Here is a 19,681-nt window from a genome sequence, read left to right as displayed (position 1 = left end):
GAGTCGGAGGACGAGCCGCGGGACGAGCCGGCGCCGGAGGTGGCGAGCACACCGAGGGGCAGGGGCGCGATGGTCATCAGGCTCCCTCCACCAGGGCGAGGATCTTCGCGACGTACCCCTGCGTCTCGGCGTACGGCGGCACGCCGTCGTACCTGAGCACCGCACCCGGGCCCGCGTTGTAACCGGCCAGCGCGTGGTCGACCCGGCCGAAGCGGTCGAGCAGGTCGCGCATGAGGCGGGCGGCCCCGTCGACGGACTGCGCCGGGTCGAAGGGGTCGCTCACCCCGAGGCCCTTGGCGGTGCCGGGCATCAGCTGCATCAGCCCCTGGGCGCCGGCGGGGCTGACCGCGGAGGGCTGGAAGCTGCTCTCGGTGCGGGCCATGGCGGCCAGCAGCACCGGATCGACGCCGTAGCGGGTGCCGATGGTGTTGAAGAGGTCGGCGAACGGGACGCCGGTTACCTGGGAGGCGCCGGTCGCGGCGACCCGGGAGGCCGGGGCGGTCGCGGAGACGCCCTCGCCGGGCAGGACCCGACGGATGAAGTCGGGGGTGCCGTGCCCGGAGTCCGCGATGCTGATCACGCGGATGTCGAGGCCGGTGCGCGGGGGCTGCCGCTGCGGGCCTGGTCGTTGGAGACGCGCGGCAGGTCGATGCCGTGCTGGGCGAAGACGTGCTGCACGAGGCCGGAGCAGTCCATGCCGCCGTCGGCCGGCGAGCTGCCGCCCCAGACGTAGGGCATCCCGACGTACTGTCGCGCGGTCGCGATGACGCCCTCGGCGGTGGCGGTGCCGCCGGTGGCGGCGCCGGTCGTGGTGGACCCGTAGGCAGCGGTGGCGCCCGACATCATCTGGGCGAAGACGGCGCCGTTCATCGGCGCGGCGGGCTGCAGCTGGGTCAGCTGGCCCTGGATCTGGGCGATGCGGGCCTCGACGGCGGCGATGCTCATGCCGCACCCCCGTCCGCGGTGCTGCGACGCAGCCAGCCCTGGGAGGCGACCTCGTCCATGTCCTTGTCGTCGGCGCGGCGACGCTCGACGCGCCGCTCGGCAGCACGCCGGTCCAGCAGGCCCTCGACGGCGCCGAGCCGGGACCGGTCGCTCTGCCACCGGCCGTCGGCCTCGACCGCCATGCTCCGCGCCACGTCGAGGCGAGCCCGGTCCGCGACCAGCTCCTCGCGCAGGGCCGTGAGCGACTCGCGCAGCGCCACGAAGGTCGACATGTCCCCGGAGACGAAGGAGCCGTGCTCGCGCAGCGCCGCCTCGAGCTCGCCGACCCGCGCCTCCCTGGAGCGCAGGTCGGCGAGCGCGGCCACGAGCCCGAGACGGCTGTCGCGCTCGCGGACCTCCCGCACCCGGGCCACGGCTCCGAGCCCGCGGTCGGCGGGGTGCGGTCGGCGGCTCATCGGGCCACCAGCTGGTGCAGCGCCGCCCAGGTGTCGGCGGTCGGGGTCTGCTCGTCCATCGACTGACGCAGGAACGCCTCGATCTGCGGCATCCGGGCGATGGCGGCGTCGGCCTCGGGGTCGGTGCCGGCGACGTACGCGCCGATCTCGACGAGCTCCTTGACGTCGCGGTGCGCGGCCAGCATGCGTCGCAGGGCGACGGCGTCGCCGCGCTGCTCGGGAGCGGTCACGGCGCTGGTGACGCGGGAGATCGACTCGAGCACGTCGATGCTGGGGAAGTGCCCGGCGGTGGCGAGGCGTCGGGTGAGGACGACGTGACCGTCGAGGATCGAGCGGGCGGTGTCGCCGATCGGGTCCTGCAGGTCGTCGCCCTCGACCAGGACGGTGTAGAGGCCGGTGATCGAGCCGTGCGGCGAGGTGCCGGCGCGCTCGAGCAGGCGGGGCATCAGGTTGAAGACGCTGGGCGGGTAGCCGCGGGTGGCCGGCGGCTCGCCCGCCGACAGACCGATCTCGCGCTGGGCCATCGCCACGCGGGTCAGCGAGTCCATCATCAGCACCACGTCGCGTCCGGCGTCGCGGAAGGACTCCGCGATCCGGGTGGCCACGAAGGCCGAGCGCAGCCGCTCCACCGGCGGGGCGTCGGAGGTCGCGACCACCAGGACCGACCGCGCCAGGCCCTCGGGCCCGAGGTCGTTCTCGATGAACTCGCGGACCTCACGGCCGCGCTCGCCGACCAGGGCGATGACCGAGACCTCGGCGTCGGTGCCGCGGGCGATCATCGACAGCAGGCTCGACTTGCCGACGCCCGAGCCGGCCATGATGCCGATGCGCTGGCCGCGGCCGCAGGGCACGAGCGAGTCCAGTGCCCGCACACCGAGGCCGAGCTGACGGGTGATGGTCGGGCGGGCCAGCGCGTCGGGCGCGCTGCCGTCGACGTCGACGAGCTTCATGCCGGGGATGGCGCCGAGGTGCGGGCCGCCGTCGATGGGGCGGCCGAGGCCGTCGAGCACCCGGCCGCGCAGGGCGTCGCCGACCCGGATCTGCAGCGGGCCGCCGGTGTGGCGGACGTAGGCGCCGACCTGGATGCCGGTGAGCCGGCCCAGCGGCAGGCAGACCAGACCCTCGGTGCTGGAGGCGGCGACCTCGACGAGCACCGGTGGTGTGGACTGCACCTCGAGCAGGTCGCCGACGGCGGCGCGCAGGCCGGTGACCCTCAGGTGGAGGCCGACCATCTCCGAGACCCGGCCCAGGCCGAGCGGACGGATCGCGGCCAGCGCGCGGGAGCGGTTCGCGGTCAGGGCGGCGCTCGCCCCGGCGGGCGTCGGGGCGGGGATCGACATCGCGGTCACGACAGCGCCTCCCGCACCCGGGCCAGGGCGGTCGAGATGCGCAGGTCGACCGCCTCGGCGGTGGTCTCGAGGAGCGCGTCGTGCGGCTCCAGCCCGGCGTCGGCGACGACGGTGATGCCCTGCGCGGACAGCGCGGCCACGTCGGGGTGGCTGGCGACGTGCGGCGCCAGTCGCACGGTCACCGGCAGGCCCTGGGGGAGCGCAGCCAGCACCCGGCGTACGACGTCGGCGACCGGATCCTCGGCGCCGGCCAGCTCGCGGCCGACCAGCGCTTCGGTCAGCTCGCAGGCCAGGCCCAGGGCGTGGTCCTCGACCTCGGCGGCGGTGGCGGTGGCCTGCTGGGCGAACAGCGCGGCGGCGCGCTGCAGCGCGGCCAGCGCCTGCTCGTGCTCGGCCTGTCGGCGGGCCTCGGCCTCGCGGGTCAGGGCCTCCAGCTCCGCGCGGTTCGCGGCCGCCTCGGCGGCGGCCTCGCGACGGCCCTCGGCCCAGCCGGTGGCGTACCCCTGGGCACGCGCCGCGGTCCGGGTGGTCTCGGCGAGCGCGGACAGCACGTCCTCGGTGACCGGGTCGCCGAGGGTGCGCTCGCCGCCGAAGCGGGTCCACGCCCCGGTGCGCAGCTGCGGGGTGCTCAGCGGGCCCACGGCCTGCGCGAGCTCACCGCGCAGGACCCGACGGTCCGGGGACGGCGCGGTCCCGGCTGCGGTGTCCGAGGTCATGACGTCACTCGACGAACTCAACGTCGCCTCCGCGTCGGATCATGATCTCGCCGCGCTCCTCGAGCTGGCGGATCGTGCGGATGATGGCCTGCTGGGCCTCCTCGACCTGCGAGAGACGCACCGGGCCGAGGAGGTCGATCTCCTCCACGAGGCCCTCGGCGGCACGGCTGGACAGGTTGCGGGTGATCTTCTCCCGCACCGCGGTCGAGACGCCCTTGAGCGCGAGCGCCAGCGAGGAGACCTCGACCTGGCGCAGCACCTGCTGGATGGAGCGGTCGTCGAGGCCGGTGATGTCCTCGAACATGAACATCCGGCTCTTCACCTCGTCGGCCAGGCTCGGGTCGAGCGCCTCGAGGCCCTCGACGATCTGGCGCTCGGTGGAGCGGTCGGAGCAGTTGATGATGTTGACCATCTGGTCCAGGCCGCCCACACGCGACATGTCCGAGGGCTGCAGCATCGAGGAGAGCTTGCGCTCCAGCGTGCTCTCGACGGCCTTGACGATGTCGGGCGAGGTCCGGTCCATCACCGCGATGCGGTGCGCGACCTGCGCCTGCTGCTCCGGCGGCAGACCCGAGAGCAGCAACGAGGCCTTGTCCGGCGTCATGTGCGCCAGCACCAGCGCGATCACCTGCGGGTGCTCCTCGACGATGAAGGAGCGCAGCTGCGCGGGGTCGGCCTGGTGCAGGAACTGGAAGGGCATCTGCACCGCCGCGGCGTGCAGGCGCTCGATGATCTCGGCGGCGCGCTCGGGACCCAGCGACTGCTCGAGCAATGCCTGGGCGAAGCCGAGACCGCCACGGGCCATGTGCTCCCGCGCCACCATCAGGTCGCGGAACTCCGTGGCTACGGCCTCGGACTCCGAGACGCTCACCGAGTCGAGCATCGCGATCTCGGCGGTGATCGCCTCGACCTCGTGCTCGTCGAGCATGCTCAGCACCTTCGCGGCCTGCGACTTGCCCAGCTGCACCAGCAGCACGGCCGCCTTGCGGGCGCCCATGGCCTGGATGGGGCTCTTGGTCATGGTGCTCATCAGCGCTCCACCAGCCAGCCGCGCAGCAGGGTCGCGACGTCCTCGGGCTGCCGCTCGATGAGGGCGCTGAGCTCCTCACGCACGTTGTGCTCCTCGACCTGCTCGGCCTCGGCCAGCGCCATCGCGGCCGGCGCCTCGAGGGCCTGGCGCTCCTGGCGCAGCTGCTCGACGACGTACGTCGTGGCCTGCTCGCGCTTCTTGCTGCGGCGTCGGCCGGTGACCAGTGCCAGCAGCAGGACCAGGAGGACTGCGCCGCCCAGCGCGCCCTTCTCGATCAGGTCGTTGCGGGCGGTGGCGGCCTCGGCGGCTGCGGCGGCCTCGAGCTCGGCGGCGGCGGCCTCCTCGCCGGTGCGGTCGAAGGGCATCTGGACCACGCGGATGGTGTCGCCGCGACGGCCGTTGATGCCGATCGCGTCGGCGACCAGCGTCCGCACGTCGGTGGCGGAGACGCCCTGGGTGGTGGCGGTGTCCAGCACCACGCCGACGTTGATCTGCTTGACCGCGCCGGGGGTGGTCTCCCGGGTCTCGACGACGGTGTCGACGCCGTTGGTCCGCGAGCTGGAGGAGTTGTTGTAGGAGCTGTCGCCCTCGGCGCCGGCCGTGGTGTCGGTCTGGTCGTCGACGCCGACGACCCCGCCCACGCCGTCCGCGGCGCCCGCGCCGGAGTAGGTCTCGCTGGACAGCGACTCGGTGAGCGCCGGGATCTCCTCGTCGGCACGGTAGTCGGTGCTCTCGGTGACGGCCTTGTCCCAGTCGAGCTCGACGGTCGCCGACACGGTGGAGTTCCCCGGTCCGACGACGCGGTCGAGCATCGCCTGCAGCCGCGCGCGCAGCTTGTCCTGGTAGGCCTCGGTCTGCTGGGTGCGCTCCGTGGCGGCCGCCGACGTCGTCCCTCCCGGGCTGGACAGGACCCGGCCGGTGGAGTCGGCGACGGTCACCTGGTCGGGGTCGAGCCCGTCGATGCTGGAGGCGACGAGGTGCACGACGGCCTGGACCTGCTCGGGGGTGAGCGTGCGGCCCGGGTTGGTCTGCACGAGCACCGACGCCGTCGGCGGCTGCTGCTCGTCGGTGAAGACGTCCTTCTGGGGGATCGCGAGGTGCACGACGGCGCCGTTCACGCCGTCGATCGCCTTGACCGTGGCGGCGAGCTCGCCCTCCATGGCCCGCTTGAAGTCGGTCTGCTCCTTGAACTCCGAGGTGGAGATCCCCTGGTTGTCGAGGATCCCGTAGCCGCCGTCGGTGCTGGTCGGCAGGCCCTCCCCGGACAGCGCGATGCGGGTGGAGTGCACGGCGTCGCGGGGCACCATGATCGTGGCGCCGCCGTCGGCGAGCTCGTAGCTGACGCCCTGGGTCTCGAGCTCGTCGATGACCGACGAGGCGTCGGAGGGCGCGAGGTTGGAGAACAGCGGGGCGTACGCCGGTGCGCTGGCCCACCGGAAGACCATGAAGCCGCCCAGCAGCAGCGCGGCGGTGCCGATCACGGCCACGACCTTCTGGCCGGGGGTGAACTGCCGGAAGGTCGTCGTGTGGCGGTTCATCGACCGCTGGAGCATCTCGCGCATCAGACCTGCATCCGCATGATCTCGGTGAACGCCTCGACCGCCTTGTTGCGGACGGCGACGGTGACCTGGGTGGTGACCGCGGCCTGGGTCGCGGCGATCGTGTAGTCGTGGATGTTCTGCAGCTCACCGGTGGCGGCCTGCACCGACAGCTGGTCGGCGGTGCGCTGCACGCCGTCGAGTCGGTCGAGCCCGTCGAGCACCAGCTCGCCGAAGTCGGGGCCGCCCGCCCTGCCGACGCCGCCGACCGAGGGCGCGTCGCCGACTGCGGGGGCCGACGGGGTCGCGGGGACCGTCGGGGGGGCGAAGGGCGTGAAGCCGCCGACGCCCGGGATGCCCTCGATGCCGCCGATGCTCATCGCTGACCGATCCCGATCGCGGTCTGGTAGGTGTCCTGGGCGAACTTGGTCACCTGCGCCGAGGCCTGGAAGCCGCGCTGGGCCATGATCAGCTCGGCCATCTGGTCCGACATCTCGGTGTCGGGGAGGCGGACGTAGCCGGCCTCGTCGGCCAGCGGGTGGTCGGGCTGGTAGGTCATCCGGCCCTCGGCCGAGCTCAGCGCGATCTCCCGGACCCGCACGCCGCCGTCCTCGCGGGACTCCGCGACGACCAGCTGGGCCTGGAAGGCGTCCTCGGCGGTGGAGCGGACGGTGCCGATGTTGGCGATGTTGTGCGAGAGCGCGTCCAGCCAGGTCTGGTGCATGCCCAGCCCGGACCCCGCGATCCGCAGGGACTCGAAGGCGCTCATCACATCGCCCCGGCGACGGTCTTGACGAGGTCGAAGCGGTCCGTCACGGCCCGCGCGACCATCTGGTACATGAACTGCGACTGCATCGCGGCCAGCGACTCCTTGCGCAGGTCGACGTTGTTGCCGTTCTCCCCGACCGGGGTGTTGGCGTCCTCCATCAGCGGGGCGGCACCACCGAGCTGTCGCGCCATCGCGGCGTCGCCGGCGGGGGCGTTGCTGCCGATCGCGGAGCGCAGCACGGACTCGAAGTCGACAGCCGTCGCGCGGAAGCCGGGGGTGTCGAGGTTGGCCAGGTTGTCGGCGATGGTGTTCTGACGCAGCGACAGGCCGTCGAGCGCGTAGCTCAGGACGGCCGACACCGAGTCGGACACCGCGTACGACGGAACGGACACGACTACTCCTCGAGACTTCTCTGAGGTGGCTGCCGGTCCGTCGGCGGAAAGGGGTGAGCACTCCCTGCTCGAGGAGGTTGATCGGCGTACGTCGCGAGCACCTGAGACGTTTCCCGCAAACGTCTGCACCGGTGCTGCTGCGGCCCCTCCGGACGCGCAGGACCCCCCGGTCCGCGGGGGACCGGGGGGTCGCGTGGTGGAGTCGCGGGCGCGTGCCCGACCTGACCGGTGGGTCAGGTCAGGACCACGGCCACCCGACCGGAGCCGTAGCCCGCGACGTCCACGTGGAAGTCGGCCCTGCGGCCGAGGACCTGGGTGCGGATGCGCGCGTCGGCGGGCACGTCCTGGCCCGAGGTGTGCGCGGAGTAGAGCTTGAGGTGTGCGGACTCCCCGACGTTGAAGACCGAGGAGAAGACGTTGAAGACCTCCTGGAGACCCTCCCCGAGGATGTCGGGCAGGGCGCCGTCCTCGATCGCCTGCTCGGACCCGCTGGCGGGGACCAGGGCGAGCGCCGCGCCGGCGTGGGCGGAGAGCGGCAGGTCGAAGGCGACCACGGCGCGCACCACCAGCGAGTCGTCGACGAACTGCGCCACGCTGGCCGGGTAGTGCCCGTTCACGGCGAACGGGGGACCCGGCTCGAGCGTGACGTCGCGGTCCAGCAGGTCACCGAGGAGGTCGCGGACCTCCTTGGGCTCCGGCAGGTGGACCGGGCTGGTCCGGTCGGGTGCCTTCATCACCGGTGGCGTCACGGGTGCGCGCCCAGCACGGCGCCGAGGGCCTCGTCGAAGCTCTCGGGGGTGAAGGGCTTGGCGATGAGGAACGCCGCACCGGCGGCCTCCGCCTGGGCGCGCATCGCCGGCGAGCCCTCGGAGGTGACGAAGCCGAACGGCACCGTCCCGCCCGACCCGCGCAGCGTCGTGAGGAAGTCGATGCCCGACATCTCGGGCATGTTCCAGTCCGACAGCACGAGGTCGGGGGCCTCGCGCTGCACCGCCTCGAGGCCCTCCCGGCCGTTCTCGGCCTCGACGATGTCGTGGCCGCCGTGACCGGACTGGCGCAGGGTGCGGATGACGATCTGGCGCATGACGCGGCTGTCGTCGACGACGAGGATCTTCATCGGGGTGCTCCTTCGGTGGACCGTGCTCAGGACGGGTCGGCGGTGGGGGGCTGGTGGACCGTGACGACGACGGGCTCGCCGCGCCAGGTCAGCTCGAGACGGCAGACCTCGACCAGGTGCGACCCCGGTGAGATGTCGCCGTGGCCGACCAGCGGCAGCGAGAGGACGGCCGACCCGGCCATCAGGCTCTTCACGTTGCCGCCGACCATGTTGACCAGCTCGCCGAGGGCGTCGCGGAGGTCCTCGTCGGCGCAGTCCTCCACCGGGCACATCAGCATGGTCGAGGTGACGGCCTGCGCAGCCCCGTCGGTGAGGTTGACCGTGATCTGGGCGTCCCAGCCGCCGCTGACGGTGATGGCGGCCGACCAGCCTCCGGGTGGCATCGGCGTGGCCAGGGGCAGGATCGGCTCCTCGGCCCCGAGGAAGCTCGACCACACCTCCTCGACGACGGCGTGCACGTCCCCCAGGGACGGCTCGAGGGTGACGGTCATGCCGGTACCTCCTGGGCGACGAGCCCGAGGAGCTCCATCTTCTCGATGATCGCGATCTGGCCGTGCTCGCTCTCGGTGGTGACCATCATCAGGGTCACGTTGCGCCACCGGTCGTCGGCCCGGACCCGGGTGACGAACGTGTAGCCGTCCATGAGCGGCATGTTCCAGTCGATGAGGCAGATGTCCGGCACCAGGCCGGCCTCCAGCACGTCGAGCGCCTCCTGGCCGTTGCCGGCCTCGGTGGTCTCGAAGCCGAGCTCGGTCACGATGCGGCGCAGGATGCTGCGCATCGTCTTGGAGTCGTCGATGATCAGGGCGTGCACGGTCAGGCTCCTGTCTGGCTGAGGGCGGGTGCGATGCTCCGGGCGACGCCCGCGGTCGCGCGGGCGGTGGTGGCGGCGAGGCTCCCGGCCGAATCGGTGGGGGACGCGCCACGGGGGCGGTGCATCCAGACCCGGCCCGCGGCCTCGCGGGTCCAGGCGTCGTCGAGGTCGAGGGTCGTCTCCGAGGACCCCAGCAGCAGGTAGCCGTCGGGGGAGATCCGGCTGCTGACGCGGCGCAGGATGTCGCGCTTGGTGTCCACGTCGAAGTAGATGAGGACGTTGCGCAGGAAGACGATGTCGAAGACCGGCATCGGCGGGAACGGCGCCGCGAGGTTGAGGTGCTGGGTGGTGACCATCGAGCGCAGCTCGGGGGAGACCTCCCACTCGTTCCCGGCCCGGGTGAACCACGTGACCAGGCGCTGGGCCGGCATGCCGCGGTTCATCTCCACCTGGGAGTAGCGGCCGGCCCGGACCCGCTCCAGCATCGAGGTGGAGACGTCGGTGGCGTGGATGCGGGCCGTCCAGCCCGGCGGCAGGTTCTCCTTCAGGAGCATGGTCAGGGAGTAGGCCTCCTGGCCGCTCGAGCACGCCGCCGACCAGATCTCGAGGTGCTTGACGTGCGCTCGTGCCTCGAGCAGCGGCGGCAGCATCGCCTCGGTGAAGGCCTGGTAGGGGGCGAGGTCGCGGAACCACGAGGTCTCGTTGATGGTCAACGCGTCGATGGCCTTGGCCCGTTCGGACGGGTCACGGCCCAGGAGCGCGACGTAGCTGTCGACGTCCGGCTGGCCGGCGGAGCGGGCCAACGGGAGCAACCGTGCCTCGACGAGGTACTCCTTGCCCGGTTCACAGAGCATGGCAGTCTCTCGGCGCAGCAGGTCCGCCACGTAGGCGAAGCTGGTGGGGGAGATCACGCCGGTCCCATCGTCCCCGGCCGGGGGCACCTGAGACCGTCTAGACCTCGGGCGGTCGTCCTCGGGACCTTGGTCCCGGGTCGGAGCCGATGCCTCACGTCGAGCCGGCCGGGGCCGATCAGACGCACGTGATCCGTGCACTGGTGGTCGACGACTCGGCCGTGCTGCGTCGCCTCATCAGCAACGTCCTGGCCTCCGACCCCGAGATCGAGGTCGTGGGGACCGCGGTGGACGGGCTCGACGCCATCGAGAAGGCCGACGTCCTGCGCCCCGACGTGGTGACCCTCGACGTGGAGATGCCACGGCTCGACGGCCTGGGCGCGGTGAAGGAGATCAGCAGCCGGCACCCGCGCCTGCCGGTCATCATGTTCAGCACCCTGACCGAGAAGGGCGCCAGCGCCACGCTGCAGGCGCTGTCCAACGGGGCGAGCGACTACGTCGCGAAGCCCACCGGCGCGACGTCCTTCGCCGACGCGCTCGACATCGTGCGCGACGAGCTGCTGCCCCGGGTCAAGGCCCTGGTCGCGGCCCGGCGCATGGTGGCCGCCGCCCCGCCCCGCACCGTCGCCCCGGTCAAGGTCACCACGTCCCCCGAGGTGCTGGTGGTCGCCTGCTCGACCGGCGGGCCCGACGCCCTCTCGGCCGTGCTGGCCGAGCTGCCCTCGTCCTTCGCGCTGCCCGTCCTGGTCACCCAGCACATGCCGCCGGTCTTCACGACCCAGTTCGCCACGCGGCTGGACCGGGTCTCGCCGCTGCAGGTGCGCGAGGCCGCGGACGGCGACGTCGTACGCCGTGGGAAGGTGCTGCTCGCGCCCGGGGACTTCCACCTGCGGCTCTCCCGGTCCGCGGGCGTGGTGCGGGCGACGCTCGACCAGGGCCCGCGCGAGAACTTCTGCCGTCCCGCGGCCGACCCGCTGCTGCGCTCGGCCGCTCAGGTCTACGGCCCCGGCGTGCTCTGCCTGGTGCTCACCGGCATGGGCTCGGACGGTCTCGAGGGCGCCCGCACGGTCGTCGACCAGGGCGGTCGGGTCGTCGTCCAGGACGCCGCCACCTCGGTGGTGTGGGGCATGCCCGGTGCCGTCGCCACCGCGGGGCTGGCCCACGAGGTGCTGCCGCTCGGCTCGATCGCGGCGAGGCTGGCTGCGCTCAGCGGGGCCGTCGCGATCGGCTGAGGCCCGACGACCTCCGTCAGGACCGCTTGCGCAGGGCCTCGGCGAGGTTGGCGACGGCGTCCTCACCGGGGGACGCGGCCGCCTGGTTGCTGTTGGTGACCTCCGCCAGGAGCTCGGCGCGGTTGACCGCGACCGAGCGGGGCGCGTCGATGCCGATCCGCACGACGTCGCCGCGGACCTCCAGCACGGTCACGGTGATGTCGTCGCCGATGACGACGCTCTCACCGACGCGGCGGCTCAGGACCAGCATGGGGCAACGCTACCGGGCGTGGTGGTGGCCGGTGGTCAATCAGGCCACCAACGGCGTGGTCGTGGACAGCGCGGGGTCGTCGAGCACGACCTGGCGAGCGCGCTGGGTGCGGGTGTTGACCAGCAGCGGGGCCAGCAGGTTGGCGGTCGTGGAGACCAGGCTCTCGCCGGCGGTGAGGATGCTGAGCAGGAGCACGTCGTCCGCGGTGGTCACCCCGAGCTCGGCGGCGGTGGCGTCGTCGATGACCGGCGCGTAGTCGGGGAAGAACGCGTGCGGCGGGACCACGAGGAAGCGCAGGTCGGGGTCGTCGAGCGAGCGCAGCGCGCACAGCACGCCGTCGTCGTCGAGGCGGACCAGGGCGAAGCGCACGTGGGTGGGGAAGCCGGGCAGCGGCCGCACCAGCTCGATGACCGGCAGGTCCGGGACCGTCGGGTCGGCGTCCGTGGTCATGCCCGTGCGGTCCTCCTCGGCTGCGGTGCCGGCGCCCTCGGCCGGCCTGGTGGCGATCATCGCAGAAGGTCCACGAGGCTCGGCTGCATGACCCGCGCGGTCGAGGCGAGGGCTGCTTGGTAGGCCACCTCGTGCATCTGCAGGTCGACCATCGCCTTGGGAAGGTCGGTGTCCTCCACCTCCGACAGCGCCGAGCGCAGGGTGACCAGCGCGTCCTGGCCCTTGCGCTCCGCGGCGTCCACCCGGTTGTACGACGCACCGACCGCGGCCTGGGCGTCGCTGACCGCGCGCTGACGGTCGGTGATCGCGGAGATCCCGGCCTGGATGCCGGCCTTGTCGCCGAGGCGCAGGGCGTTCTCCAGGGCGGTCAGGTCGTCGAAGAGGTTGGCGCCGTTCGGGCCGACGACGGTGGTGCCGCTGACGTCGATGCGCACCTTCACCCCGTCGGCGACGCTGCGCTGCACCGGGGCGTCGGCGCCGACGTACGCGCCACTGGCGTCGAAGGCCTCGGACCCGGCCGTGACGCCGCCGAAGATCGGCCGGTCGAGGTAGGTGGTGTTGGCCTGGGCCAGCAGCCCCTCGCGGATCTGGGCGACCTCGGTGGCCAGCGCCTCGCTGCTGGTGCCGGTGATGGAGGCGTTGGCACCCTGCAGGGCCAGCTCGCTGACCCGGCGCAGGTTGTCGGCCATGCCGCTCAGCGTGGTGTCGGTGACGTCGAGCCACCCCAGGCCGTTCTGCGCGTTGCGCACGTGCTGCTGGGTCTCGGCCAGCTGCACGCGGATCTTCATCGACGTCGTCGCGTCGGTGGGGGAGTCCGAGGGCCGGTTGAGGTTCTTGCCGGTGGACAGCTTCTCCTGGGTCTGGGCCAGGCGGTCGAGCCCGGCCTGCAAGGAGGTCAGCGACCTGTTCGTCACCATGTTCTGGGTGACGCGGATCATCGCCATCAGCCGATTCCTGTCCTGTTGATGAGGGTGTCGAGGACGCTGTCCATGACCGACATGACGCGGGCGGCGGCCTCGTAGGCGCGTTGCGCGGTGAGCATCGCGACGGTCTCCTCGTCGAGGTTGACCCCCGAGAGCTGCTCGCGCGCGGAGTCGACCTGCGTGGTGAGCAGCGACTGGGTGCGCACGAGGCGCTGGGCGGAGGCGACCTCGGTGCCGAAGCCGTTGACCAGCCGCTGGTACGACCCCTCGGGGGTGCCCGCGGTGCCGATCACGTCGGCGTTGCTGCCGTCGAGCACCCCGCCGGGCAGCGAGGACGCGGCGACCTGGCGGGCGGTGACGGCCACGGTCAGCGTGGCGGCCGGGTCCGCGGGGTCGTAGGAGAAGAAGGCGGTGCCCGTCGTGCCGTCGAGGTCGTAGCCCGCGGCGTGGACGGCGTTGACGCTGTCGGCCAGGTCGCGCGCGACCGCGCCCAGCCCGGCGGCGTACGCCGGCAGGGTGGTGTTGAGGAGGTCGGCCGAGGCCCCGACCTCGCCGCGCACGTCAGCGGTGAGCGTCGTGCTGGTCGCGCCGTGGTCGATCGCGAAGGTGACGGGGGAGCCGTCCGGGCCGCCGGAGGCCGTGACGCCCGTCGCGATCCGCAGGGTGCCGGCGGTGGAGCCCGACACCAGGGAGACGCCGGCGACGCTCACGGTCATCGTGCCGTCGGGCTGCAGGAGCCCGACGCCGCCGGTGAGCTCGGCCAGCCTGAGGCCGAGCACGTCGCGGGTGTCGGCGAGGTCGGAGACGTCCACGCCGTCGAGCGCCGCGGTGGCGATGGCCCGGTTGGTGGCGGCGAGCTCCGTGGCCACGGTGTCGACCTCGGCGACCGAGCCCTGCAGCGTGAGGCGCTGCGTGGTCATCTCGGCGGAGACGTTGGCGGCCTGTGCGGCGAGCGCCCCGGCGAGGGACTCGGCCCGGGCCAGCACCTGGCCGCGGGCGGCGGTGCCGCCGGGGTCGTTGGCGAGGTCCTGCCAGGAGCTGCGGAAGTCGGCCATCGCGGCGGAGACGCCGGAGTCACCGGGCTCACCCACCCCGCTCTCCATCCGGGCCAGCGCGGTGGCCCGCAGCTGGAGGTAGGAGAGCGAGGAGTGCTCCGTGCGAGCCCGGTTGTCGAGCAGCGCGTCGTTCATGCGGACGATGGAGGAGGTGCGCACGCCGGAGCCGGCACCCTCGTAGGTCGACCAGCGGGCGGGGACGACCGGGGCACCCATCGACTCGCCGTCCACGCGGCGGCGGTTGTAGCCCTCGGTCGCGACATTGGCGATGTTGTGGCTCGCCACGTCCATCGCGACGCGGTTGTACCTCAGCGCACTGAGTGCGGTGTTGAGGGAGGACAGGGTGCCGGACATGGGTCAGAGCGCGCTGTCGAAGAGTCGGGCGACCGGCGTACCGCCCACGGCGCTGCCGTCGGGGGAGTAGCCGTCGGTGGAGTCGCCGAGGTCGGCCAGCGCCTCCCGGGCCTGGCGGTAGCCCTGGGTGAGCAGGTCGCGGTTGGAGTCGGCGAGGGCGGTGATTTGGCGCGTGGAGGAGGCGAAGGCCTCCCGGTGCTCGTGCAGGATCGTCGACCACGGCTCCGGTGCCGCGTCGGCGAGCTGGCGCAGCGACGGGTTGGGCGGGCAGCCGATCTCGGCGGCCGCGGCGTCGGCGGCGGTGGCGCGCAGGACCTCGGTCTCGCGCAGCGTCTCCAGCACGGCCTCGACGTCACGGGCGGCCCGCATCAGGTGCTCGGTGCGGTTGCTGGCCAGCACCAGCTGCTCCACCTCGAGCCGGTAGTGGAGGGTGTCGAGCAGCTCACGCTCGCGCCACAGGACGAGGCACAGCTTCTCCATGGTGGGCTCCGACTCTGCTCGACGGAGACTCCCCCCGTGGGGCCTCCTGGGACGGCACACGCTGCCGAGGCTCCAGTCGGCTCCCGGTCAAGGGACTTGAGGACTTCCGGAGGGCGTGTCCGGAGGGGATGCAGGACCCAGGCCCGATATTCACGGCTTGCAGGCGGGATCGGGACCGGCATGTGAGGAACGCGTGAGGTGGTCTCTCGGACGGCTGGTCTAGCCCCTTCGGGCCAGTCCGGTCCAAAACCCTGTCGCCGATCGGTAAAGCGGCGCAACCTGTGACATGTGTCCCGGTCTGGGAGGTCCGAGACACACCCCGTTGGTCAGGGAGGGCCAGCGGTTGGGAGCACTGAGGGAGGCTCGCGTGACCAACGACGCGTGCGACACGAACACCGCTTCATCGGGGGCGGCGACACCGGTCGACGATGCCCAGGACCCGCAGCGCGAGGCGCTGGTGGTCGAGCACATGACGCTGGTGTCCCACATCGTCAGGGAGACGATGACCCGGGTCCCGGCGCACGTCAGCCGTGACGACCTGCAGTCCGCCGGCCTGACCGCGCTGGTCAAGGCCGCTCGTGCCTACGAGCCCGGTCGGGGGGTGCCGTTCACCCGGTACGCCGCCAGCCGCATCCGTGGGGCGATCCTCGACGAGCTGCGCCAGGTCGACTGGGCCTCGCGCTCGGTCCGCCGCCGCGGCCGCGACCTGGAGGCCGCCCGCACCGCCCTGGCCAACACCCTGGGCCGGGCCCCGGAGAACCACGAGGTCGCCGCCTCGCTGGGCCTCTCGGTCGCCGAGGTGGAGTCCAATGACGGTGACGTCGCCCGCGCCAACGTGCTGTCGCTGCAGGGCTCGGAGGTCTCCTTCGAGGACATGCTGGTCAGCACCTCACCGGCGCCCTCCGAGCTCGTCGAGCACCGGGAGAAGCTGGAGTACCTCGTCGACGCGATCGCCGAGCTGCCCGAGCGGCTGCGCATCGTGGTCCAGGAGTACTTCCTCGCGGAGCGGCCGATGGCCGAGATCGCCGAGACGCTCGGCGTCACCGAGTCGCGGGTCTCCCAGATCCGCGCGGAGGCGCTGGTCCTGCTGCGCGACGCCCTCAACAGCGCTCTCGACCCCAGTCTCGTCCCGCCGCACGCACGCCCGGACGGCTGCGCCGCCCAGCGTCGCAACGCCTACTTCGAGGCCGTGGCCGCCCGCCACGCCTCCGGCAGGGTCACCGCCCGGATCCCACAGGCCGGCACCGCCTAGGGACCAGGCGACCCGCCGCCCGTCGGCCCCGTCGAGAACTGCTCGAGTTTTTTCCTCAAGCGGTCCGAGACGGGGCCGATGTGCTTCTCGAGGCCCATGGACGGGCCGCCCGACTCACCATCCAGGAAGGGATTCATCATGAGTCTTCGCATCAACCAGAACATCGACGCGGTCAACAGCTACCGCAACCTGTCGGTCACGCAGGGCCAGATGAGCAAGTCGCTGGAGAAGCTCTCCAGCGGTTTCCGCATCAACCGTGCCGCCGACGACGCGGCCGGCCTCGCCATCTCCGAGGGTCTGCGCTCGCAGATCGGTGGCCTCAAGGTCGCGGTCCGCAACACCCAGGACGGTGTCTCGGTCGTGCAGACCGCTGAGGGTGCGCTCACCGAGACGCACTCGATCCTCCAGCGCATGCGCGACCTGGCGGTGCAGTCGGCCAACGACTCCAACGACTCCGACTCGCGCGCTGCCATCAACGCCGAGGCCACGGCGCTGAAGGAGGAGCTGACCCGCATCGCGGATAAGACCACCTTCAACAACGTCAAGCTCCTCGACGGCTCGTTCACCGGCAAGGAGTTCCAGGTCGGCTACGCCGCCAACGACACCATCAGCGTCAGCATCTCCTCGGGCGCCGGTGCCAGCGGTGGCGAGGTCCACACCACCACGGGTGCCGCCGTTAGCGGCGCCGACTTCACCACCGCAGACTGGAACATCAGCCAGGGCGGCGTCTCCGTGGACGTCGACCTCTCGGCTGCCACCGGCACGCTGAGCGCGGTCAACACCCTCAACGCGGACGCGGGCTTCGCTGCGAACTTCCTGGCGGAGCAGGGCGACGACGGTGAGCTCGTCATCACCTCGAAGCAGTCCGGCGTCACCACGGACATCGCGGTGACTGACGGCGCCGGTGCCGTGCTGGGTGCTTCCGCTGACGGATCCCTGGGCGGCTTCAACGCGGCGGGTCTCGGGGTTGACAGCATCGACCTGTCGAACCAGGCGGACGCCACCTCCGCCATCACTGCTCTTGACACCGCCATCGGCAACGTGTCGACCGCTCGCGCCAACCTCGGTGCCCTGCAGAACCGGTTCGAGCACACGATCAACAACCTGAACGTGACCGCCGAGAACCTCTCCGCCAGCGAGAGCCGGATCCGCGACACCGACATGGCCCAGGAGATGATGGCCTTCACCCGGTCGCAGATCCTCTCCCAGGCCGGCACCGCGATGCTCGCGCAGGCCAACCAGGCCCCGCAGAGCGTCCTGTCGCTGCTGCGCTGATCCACCACGTCCCGGTGACCGGGGCCCGACGGCGATCCCGTCGCAGCCCCGGTCCCGGGACCGGGCGTCACTGACACCCACCAGCAGGACCGAGCACCACCAGCAGCACCAGGGAGCGCGAGAGGAGGCGACCTCGAATGGCAGCAAGCATCAGCGGACTGGCCAGCGGCATGGACACCGCGACCATCATCGACCAGCTCATGCAGCTGGAGGCCGCGCCCCAGAACCGCCTCAAGTCCCGGGTCTCCTCCGAGAAGCTGGTCCTCTCCAGCCTCCAGGCGCTCAACAAGACCACCGCGACGCTGGCCACCAAGGCCGAGGCGCTCGCGAAGGACACCGCGTGGACGCCCCTGACGTCCTCGAGCTCGGCCGCCGGTGTCGGCGTGAGCACCACCAGCTCCGCCTCCCCGCGCAACCTGACCGTCACGGTCACCTCGGTCGCCAAGACCCACCAGCTCGGGTACGCCGACGCGGCCGGTCTCTCCGATGTCGTCACCGGCGCCTCGACCCTGGTCCGGCTGGACCGCTTCGACGGCTCCCCGGTCGAGGTCGAGACCGGCGACGGCACCCTCCAGGGCCTGGTCACCGCCATCAACGACCCGGCCAACGACACCGGCCTGAGCGCCACCGTCGTCAAGGTCGCCGACGGGCAGTACCGCCTGCTGGTGGAGTCCAAGGCCACCGGCACCGCCAGCGACTTCGACCTCACGGCCCAGGACGGCAGCCCGCTGCTCGGCGGAGCCACGGTCCGCGCGGGCAGTGACGCCTCCATCGACCTCGGCGCCGGCATCTCCGCCAGCAGCTCCACCAACACCTTCTCCGAGGTCGTCCCCGGCGTCACCATCACCCTCGGTGCACAGGCCACGGTCGGCACCGTCTCCTCGGTGTCGGTCTCCCGCGACGTCGCGGGCATGACCGCCAAGGTCAAGGACCTCGTCGACTCGCTCAACGCGGTCGTCGCCGAGATCGGGGTCAAGACCGCCGGCGGCACCTCGGGCAGCGCCGGCCCGCTCGCCGGGGACGGCGGCGCCCGCCAGCTGCGCTCGCAGCTGCTGGACACCATCCGCACCGACGGCGGCACCAGCCTGGCGTCGTACGGCATCCAGGTGAACCGCGACGGCCGCCTGGACTTCGACGAGTCCGCCTTCAAGGCGGCCTACGCCGCGGACCCGACCGGGACCGCGGAGATGTTCACCACCGCCGCCGACGGGTTCGCCGCCCGGGTGGCCGAGGTCGCCAAGGGCGCCAGCGACTCCACGGACGGGACGCTGAGCGCCGCGATCACGGGTCGGCAGTCCGGCATCGACCGGATGGAGGACTCCATCGACGAGTGGGACCGCCGGCTGACGCTGCGGCGCACCGCTCTCGAGCGGCAGTTCGTGGCGCTGGAGACAGCGCTCTCACAGATGTCCAGCCAGTCGAACTGGTTGGCCGGTCAGCTCGCCTCGCTCCCCTCGAGCAGCAGCTGACGCCCACGGGAAGTCAAGGAAGGCACCCCACATGTACAACGATCCCCGCGCCGCATACATGGATGCATCCGTCGCGACCGCCAGCCCCGCCCGCCTGCTCGTGATGCTCTACGAGCGTCTCGTGCTCGACGTGCGCAAGGCCCTGGCCGCTCAGCAGCAGGCGGACCACGCCGAGGCCCACACCCAGCTCCTCCACGCCCAGGACATCGTCCTCGAGCTGCGCGCCAGCCTCGACGTCGACGCCTGGGAGGGCGGCCCCGGGCTCGCCTCCATCTACGACTTCCTGCACCTGCAACTGGTGCGGGCCAACATCAACCGCGACGCCGGTGCCACGGAGGGCTGCCTCAAGCTCGTCGAGGACCTGTGCGCCACGTGGCGCGAAGCGGCGCTGGCTGCGAGCCAGGTCGCATGAGCCCGCTGGTCACCACGACGGATGCCCACCGTGCTGACCCCCCGGCCGACTCCCCGGCCCACCCGCCGGCCCTCCACCTCCTCGACGTCCAGAAGGCAGATCCTGCCGTGATGGCCGAGGCGGACGTGACGGCCTGGGAGATCGTCCTGGACCGCATCGAGCTCGACGTCCTGCGCGGCGAGCGCAACCTCTCCCGCGGCCTGGAGTTCCGCACCGACCCGCTACACACTGCGTCAGCAGGCCGTGGCCGAGGCCGCGAGCCGCGACCACGGCGCGGCGGCGTACCCGGTGTACGTCGACGTGGCCATCTGACCGATTCCCCCCCGGGCCAGGACCACCCCTCCCTGGTCACCGCGACCCCCGTCCTCCGTCGAGGACGGGGGTCGCGGTGTGTCCGGAGCCGGTCGCCACCCGGGCGGGATGCCCCGGTCTGGACCATCGACCAGACCAGTGGTCCGAAATGCGGGAGAACGTGGCGGCGCTCTCACCTTCGCGGGTGGTGCGCCGATGGGGGAGGTCGACCCCGCTGCGGCCGCCCCCGGCCCAGCACGCC

Annotated in this window: 25 protein-coding genes; 5 read left to right on the top strand and 20 right to left on the bottom strand. The window is 72.3% G+C overall.

Going from position 1 to position 19,681, the window contains the following annotated elements; translation table 11 throughout:
- Window positions 1–76: 76 nt before the first annotated feature.
- The 15 genes from A6R01_RS10000 to A6R01_RS09930 form a co-directional block, all read right to left on the bottom strand.
- The gene (locus tag A6R01_RS10000) at window positions 77–580 is read right to left on the bottom strand and encodes a lytic transglycosylase domain-containing protein (protein WP_292605409.1); all 504 of its coding nucleotides are present in this window, start codon (window positions 578–580) and stop codon (window positions 77–79) included.
- Window positions 577–945, bottom strand: coding sequence for an NlpC/P60 family protein (locus A6R01_RS09995; RefSeq protein WP_292605407.1), 369 nt, complete (start codon window positions 943–945; stop codon window positions 577–579). The genes A6R01_RS10000 and A6R01_RS09995 overlap by 4 nt, the downstream gene beginning before the upstream one ends.
- The gene (locus A6R01_RS09990; protein WP_292605405.1) at window positions 942–1,400 is read right to left on the bottom strand and encodes a flagellar FliJ family protein; all 459 of its coding nucleotides are present in this window, start codon (window positions 1,398–1,400) and stop codon (window positions 942–944) included. The genes A6R01_RS09995 and A6R01_RS09990 overlap by 4 nt, the downstream gene beginning before the upstream one ends.
- On the bottom strand, window positions 1,397–2,740 hold the full coding sequence (locus tag A6R01_RS09985) for a FliI/YscN family ATPase (RefSeq protein ID WP_292605411.1): 1,344 nt from the start codon (window positions 2,738–2,740) through the stop codon (window positions 1,397–1,399). Before A6R01_RS09985 ends, A6R01_RS09990 begins: the two co-directional genes overlap by 4 nt.
- Window positions 2,741–2,745: 5 nt before the next feature.
- A complete protein-coding gene (locus A6R01_RS09980) occupies window positions 2,746–3,465 on the bottom strand; it encodes a FliH/SctL family protein (protein WP_292605403.1) in 720 nt (239 codons plus the stop codon).
- A gap of 4 nt (window positions 3,466–3,469) precedes the next feature.
- Window positions 3,470–4,495, bottom strand: a complete 1,026-nt coding sequence (fliG, locus tag A6R01_RS09975; protein WP_292605401.1) for a flagellar motor switch protein FliG — start codon at window positions 4,493–4,495, stop codon at window positions 3,470–3,472.
- Window positions 4,495–6,057 carry a flagellar basal-body MS-ring/collar protein FliF gene (fliF, locus tag A6R01_RS09970; protein ID WP_292605399.1) on the bottom strand — a complete coding sequence of 521 codons (1,563 nt, stop codon included), beginning with the start codon at window positions 6,055–6,057 and terminating at the stop codon, window positions 4,495–4,497. Before fliF ends, fliG begins: the two co-directional genes overlap by 1 nt.
- Window positions 6,057–6,413, bottom strand: coding sequence for a flagellar hook-basal body complex protein FliE (gene fliE / locus A6R01_RS09965; protein WP_292605397.1), 357 nt, complete (start codon window positions 6,411–6,413; stop codon window positions 6,057–6,059). Before fliE ends, fliF begins: the two co-directional genes overlap by 1 nt.
- Window positions 6,410–6,802 (bottom strand): flagellar basal body rod C-terminal domain-containing protein, encoded by a 393-nt coding sequence (locus tag A6R01_RS09960; protein WP_292605396.1) that lies wholly within the window; start codon window positions 6,800–6,802, stop codon window positions 6,410–6,412. The genes fliE and A6R01_RS09960 overlap by 4 nt, the downstream gene beginning before the upstream one ends.
- Window positions 6,802–7,194: a flagellar basal body rod protein FlgB gene (gene flgB, locus A6R01_RS09955; protein WP_292605394.1), complete on the bottom strand. Its 393-nt coding sequence runs from the start codon at window positions 7,192–7,194 to the stop codon at window positions 6,802–6,804. The genes A6R01_RS09960 and flgB overlap by 1 nt, the downstream gene beginning before the upstream one ends.
- Window positions 7,195–7,427: 233 nt before the next feature.
- Window positions 7,428–7,928, bottom strand: a complete 501-nt coding sequence (locus A6R01_RS09950; RefSeq protein ID WP_292605392.1) for a hypothetical protein — start codon at window positions 7,926–7,928, stop codon at window positions 7,428–7,430.
- A gap of 11 nt (window positions 7,929–7,939) precedes the next feature.
- Window positions 7,940–8,311: a response regulator gene (locus A6R01_RS09945; protein WP_292605390.1), complete on the bottom strand. Its 372-nt coding sequence runs from the start codon at window positions 8,309–8,311 to the stop codon at window positions 7,940–7,942.
- A 26-nt stretch (window positions 8,312–8,337) separates the two neighbouring features.
- The gene (locus A6R01_RS09940; protein ID WP_292605388.1) at window positions 8,338–8,802 is read right to left on the bottom strand and encodes a chemotaxis protein CheX; all 465 of its coding nucleotides are present in this window, start codon (window positions 8,800–8,802) and stop codon (window positions 8,338–8,340) included.
- Window positions 8,799–9,125, bottom strand: coding sequence for a response regulator (locus tag A6R01_RS09935; protein WP_292605386.1), 327 nt, complete (start codon window positions 9,123–9,125; stop codon window positions 8,799–8,801). Before A6R01_RS09935 ends, A6R01_RS09940 begins: the two co-directional genes overlap by 4 nt.
- Window positions 9,126–9,127: 2 nt before the next feature.
- Window positions 9,128–10,036, bottom strand: a complete 909-nt coding sequence (locus tag A6R01_RS09930) for a CheR family methyltransferase (protein WP_292605384.1) — start codon at window positions 10,034–10,036, stop codon at window positions 9,128–9,130.
- Between the two features lie 128 nt (window positions 10,037–10,164).
- Here A6R01_RS09930 and A6R01_RS09925 point away from each other — a divergent pair, with 128 nt between their 5' ends.
- Window positions 10,165–11,208 carry a chemotaxis response regulator protein-glutamate methylesterase gene (locus tag A6R01_RS09925; protein WP_292605382.1) on the top strand — a complete coding sequence of 348 codons (1,044 nt, stop codon included), beginning with the start codon at window positions 10,165–10,167 and terminating at the stop codon, window positions 11,206–11,208.
- A 16-nt stretch (window positions 11,209–11,224) separates the two neighbouring features.
- On the opposite strand, the gene csrA is transcribed toward A6R01_RS09925, so the two are convergent.
- The 5 genes from csrA to flgN are packed head-to-tail and all read right to left on the bottom strand — an operon-like array spanning window position 11,225 to window position 14,720.
- The gene (gene csrA, locus A6R01_RS09920; RefSeq protein ID WP_292605380.1) at window positions 11,225–11,458 is read right to left on the bottom strand and encodes a carbon storage regulator CsrA; all 234 of its coding nucleotides are present in this window, start codon (window positions 11,456–11,458) and stop codon (window positions 11,225–11,227) included.
- Window positions 11,459–11,497: 39 nt separating this feature from the next.
- Window positions 11,498–11,968 carry a flagellar assembly protein FliW gene (locus A6R01_RS09915; RefSeq protein ID WP_292605378.1) on the bottom strand — a complete coding sequence of 157 codons (471 nt, stop codon included), beginning with the start codon at window positions 11,966–11,968 and terminating at the stop codon, window positions 11,498–11,500.
- Window positions 11,965–12,852: a flagellar hook-associated protein FlgL gene (gene flgL, locus A6R01_RS09910; RefSeq protein WP_292605376.1), complete on the bottom strand. Its 888-nt coding sequence runs from the start codon at window positions 12,850–12,852 to the stop codon at window positions 11,965–11,967. The genes A6R01_RS09915 and flgL overlap by 4 nt, the downstream gene beginning before the upstream one ends.
- The gene (gene flgK / locus A6R01_RS09905; RefSeq protein ID WP_292605374.1) at window positions 12,852–14,240 is read right to left on the bottom strand and encodes a flagellar hook-associated protein FlgK; all 1,389 of its coding nucleotides are present in this window, start codon (window positions 14,238–14,240) and stop codon (window positions 12,852–12,854) included. The genes flgL and flgK overlap by 1 nt, the downstream gene beginning before the upstream one ends.
- 3 nt (window positions 14,241–14,243) lie before the next feature.
- The gene (gene flgN / locus A6R01_RS09900; protein WP_292605372.1) at window positions 14,244–14,720 is read right to left on the bottom strand and encodes a flagellar export chaperone FlgN; all 477 of its coding nucleotides are present in this window, start codon (window positions 14,718–14,720) and stop codon (window positions 14,244–14,246) included.
- A 367-nt stretch (window positions 14,721–15,087) separates the two neighbouring features.
- On the opposite strand from flgN, the gene A6R01_RS09895 reads away from it, so the two are divergent.
- The 4 genes from A6R01_RS09895 to fliS all read left to right on the top strand — a co-directional run bounded on the left by A6R01_RS09895 (window position 15,088) and on the right by fliS (window position 19,128).
- Window positions 15,088–15,972: a sigma-70 family RNA polymerase sigma factor gene (locus A6R01_RS09895; RefSeq protein WP_292605370.1), complete on the top strand. Its 885-nt coding sequence runs from the start codon at window positions 15,088–15,090 to the stop codon at window positions 15,970–15,972.
- A 138-nt stretch (window positions 15,973–16,110) separates the two neighbouring features.
- On the top strand, window positions 16,111–17,247 hold the full coding sequence (locus A6R01_RS09890; RefSeq protein WP_292605368.1) for a flagellin: 1,137 nt from the start codon (window positions 16,111–16,113) through the stop codon (window positions 17,245–17,247).
- A gap of 137 nt (window positions 17,248–17,384) precedes the next feature.
- On the top strand, window positions 17,385–18,716 hold the full coding sequence (gene fliD, locus A6R01_RS09885; protein WP_292605366.1) for a flagellar filament capping protein FliD: 1,332 nt from the start codon (window positions 17,385–17,387) through the stop codon (window positions 18,714–18,716).
- Between the two features lie 31 nt (window positions 18,717–18,747).
- Complete coding sequence (gene fliS, locus A6R01_RS09880; protein ID WP_292605364.1) at window positions 18,748–19,128, top strand: flagellar export chaperone FliS; 381 nt, start codon at window positions 18,748–18,750, stop codon at window positions 19,126–19,128.
- The last annotated feature ends 553 nt before the right edge of the window (window positions 19,129–19,681 follow it).

Origin of the sequence: Nocardioides sp. REDSEA-S30_B4 (assembly GCF_001627265.1) — a bacterium.
Lineage (GTDB): Bacteria > Actinomycetota > Actinomycetes > Propionibacteriales > Nocardioidaceae > Nocardioides.
This window is presented reverse-complemented; position numbering and strand designations above follow the sequence as displayed.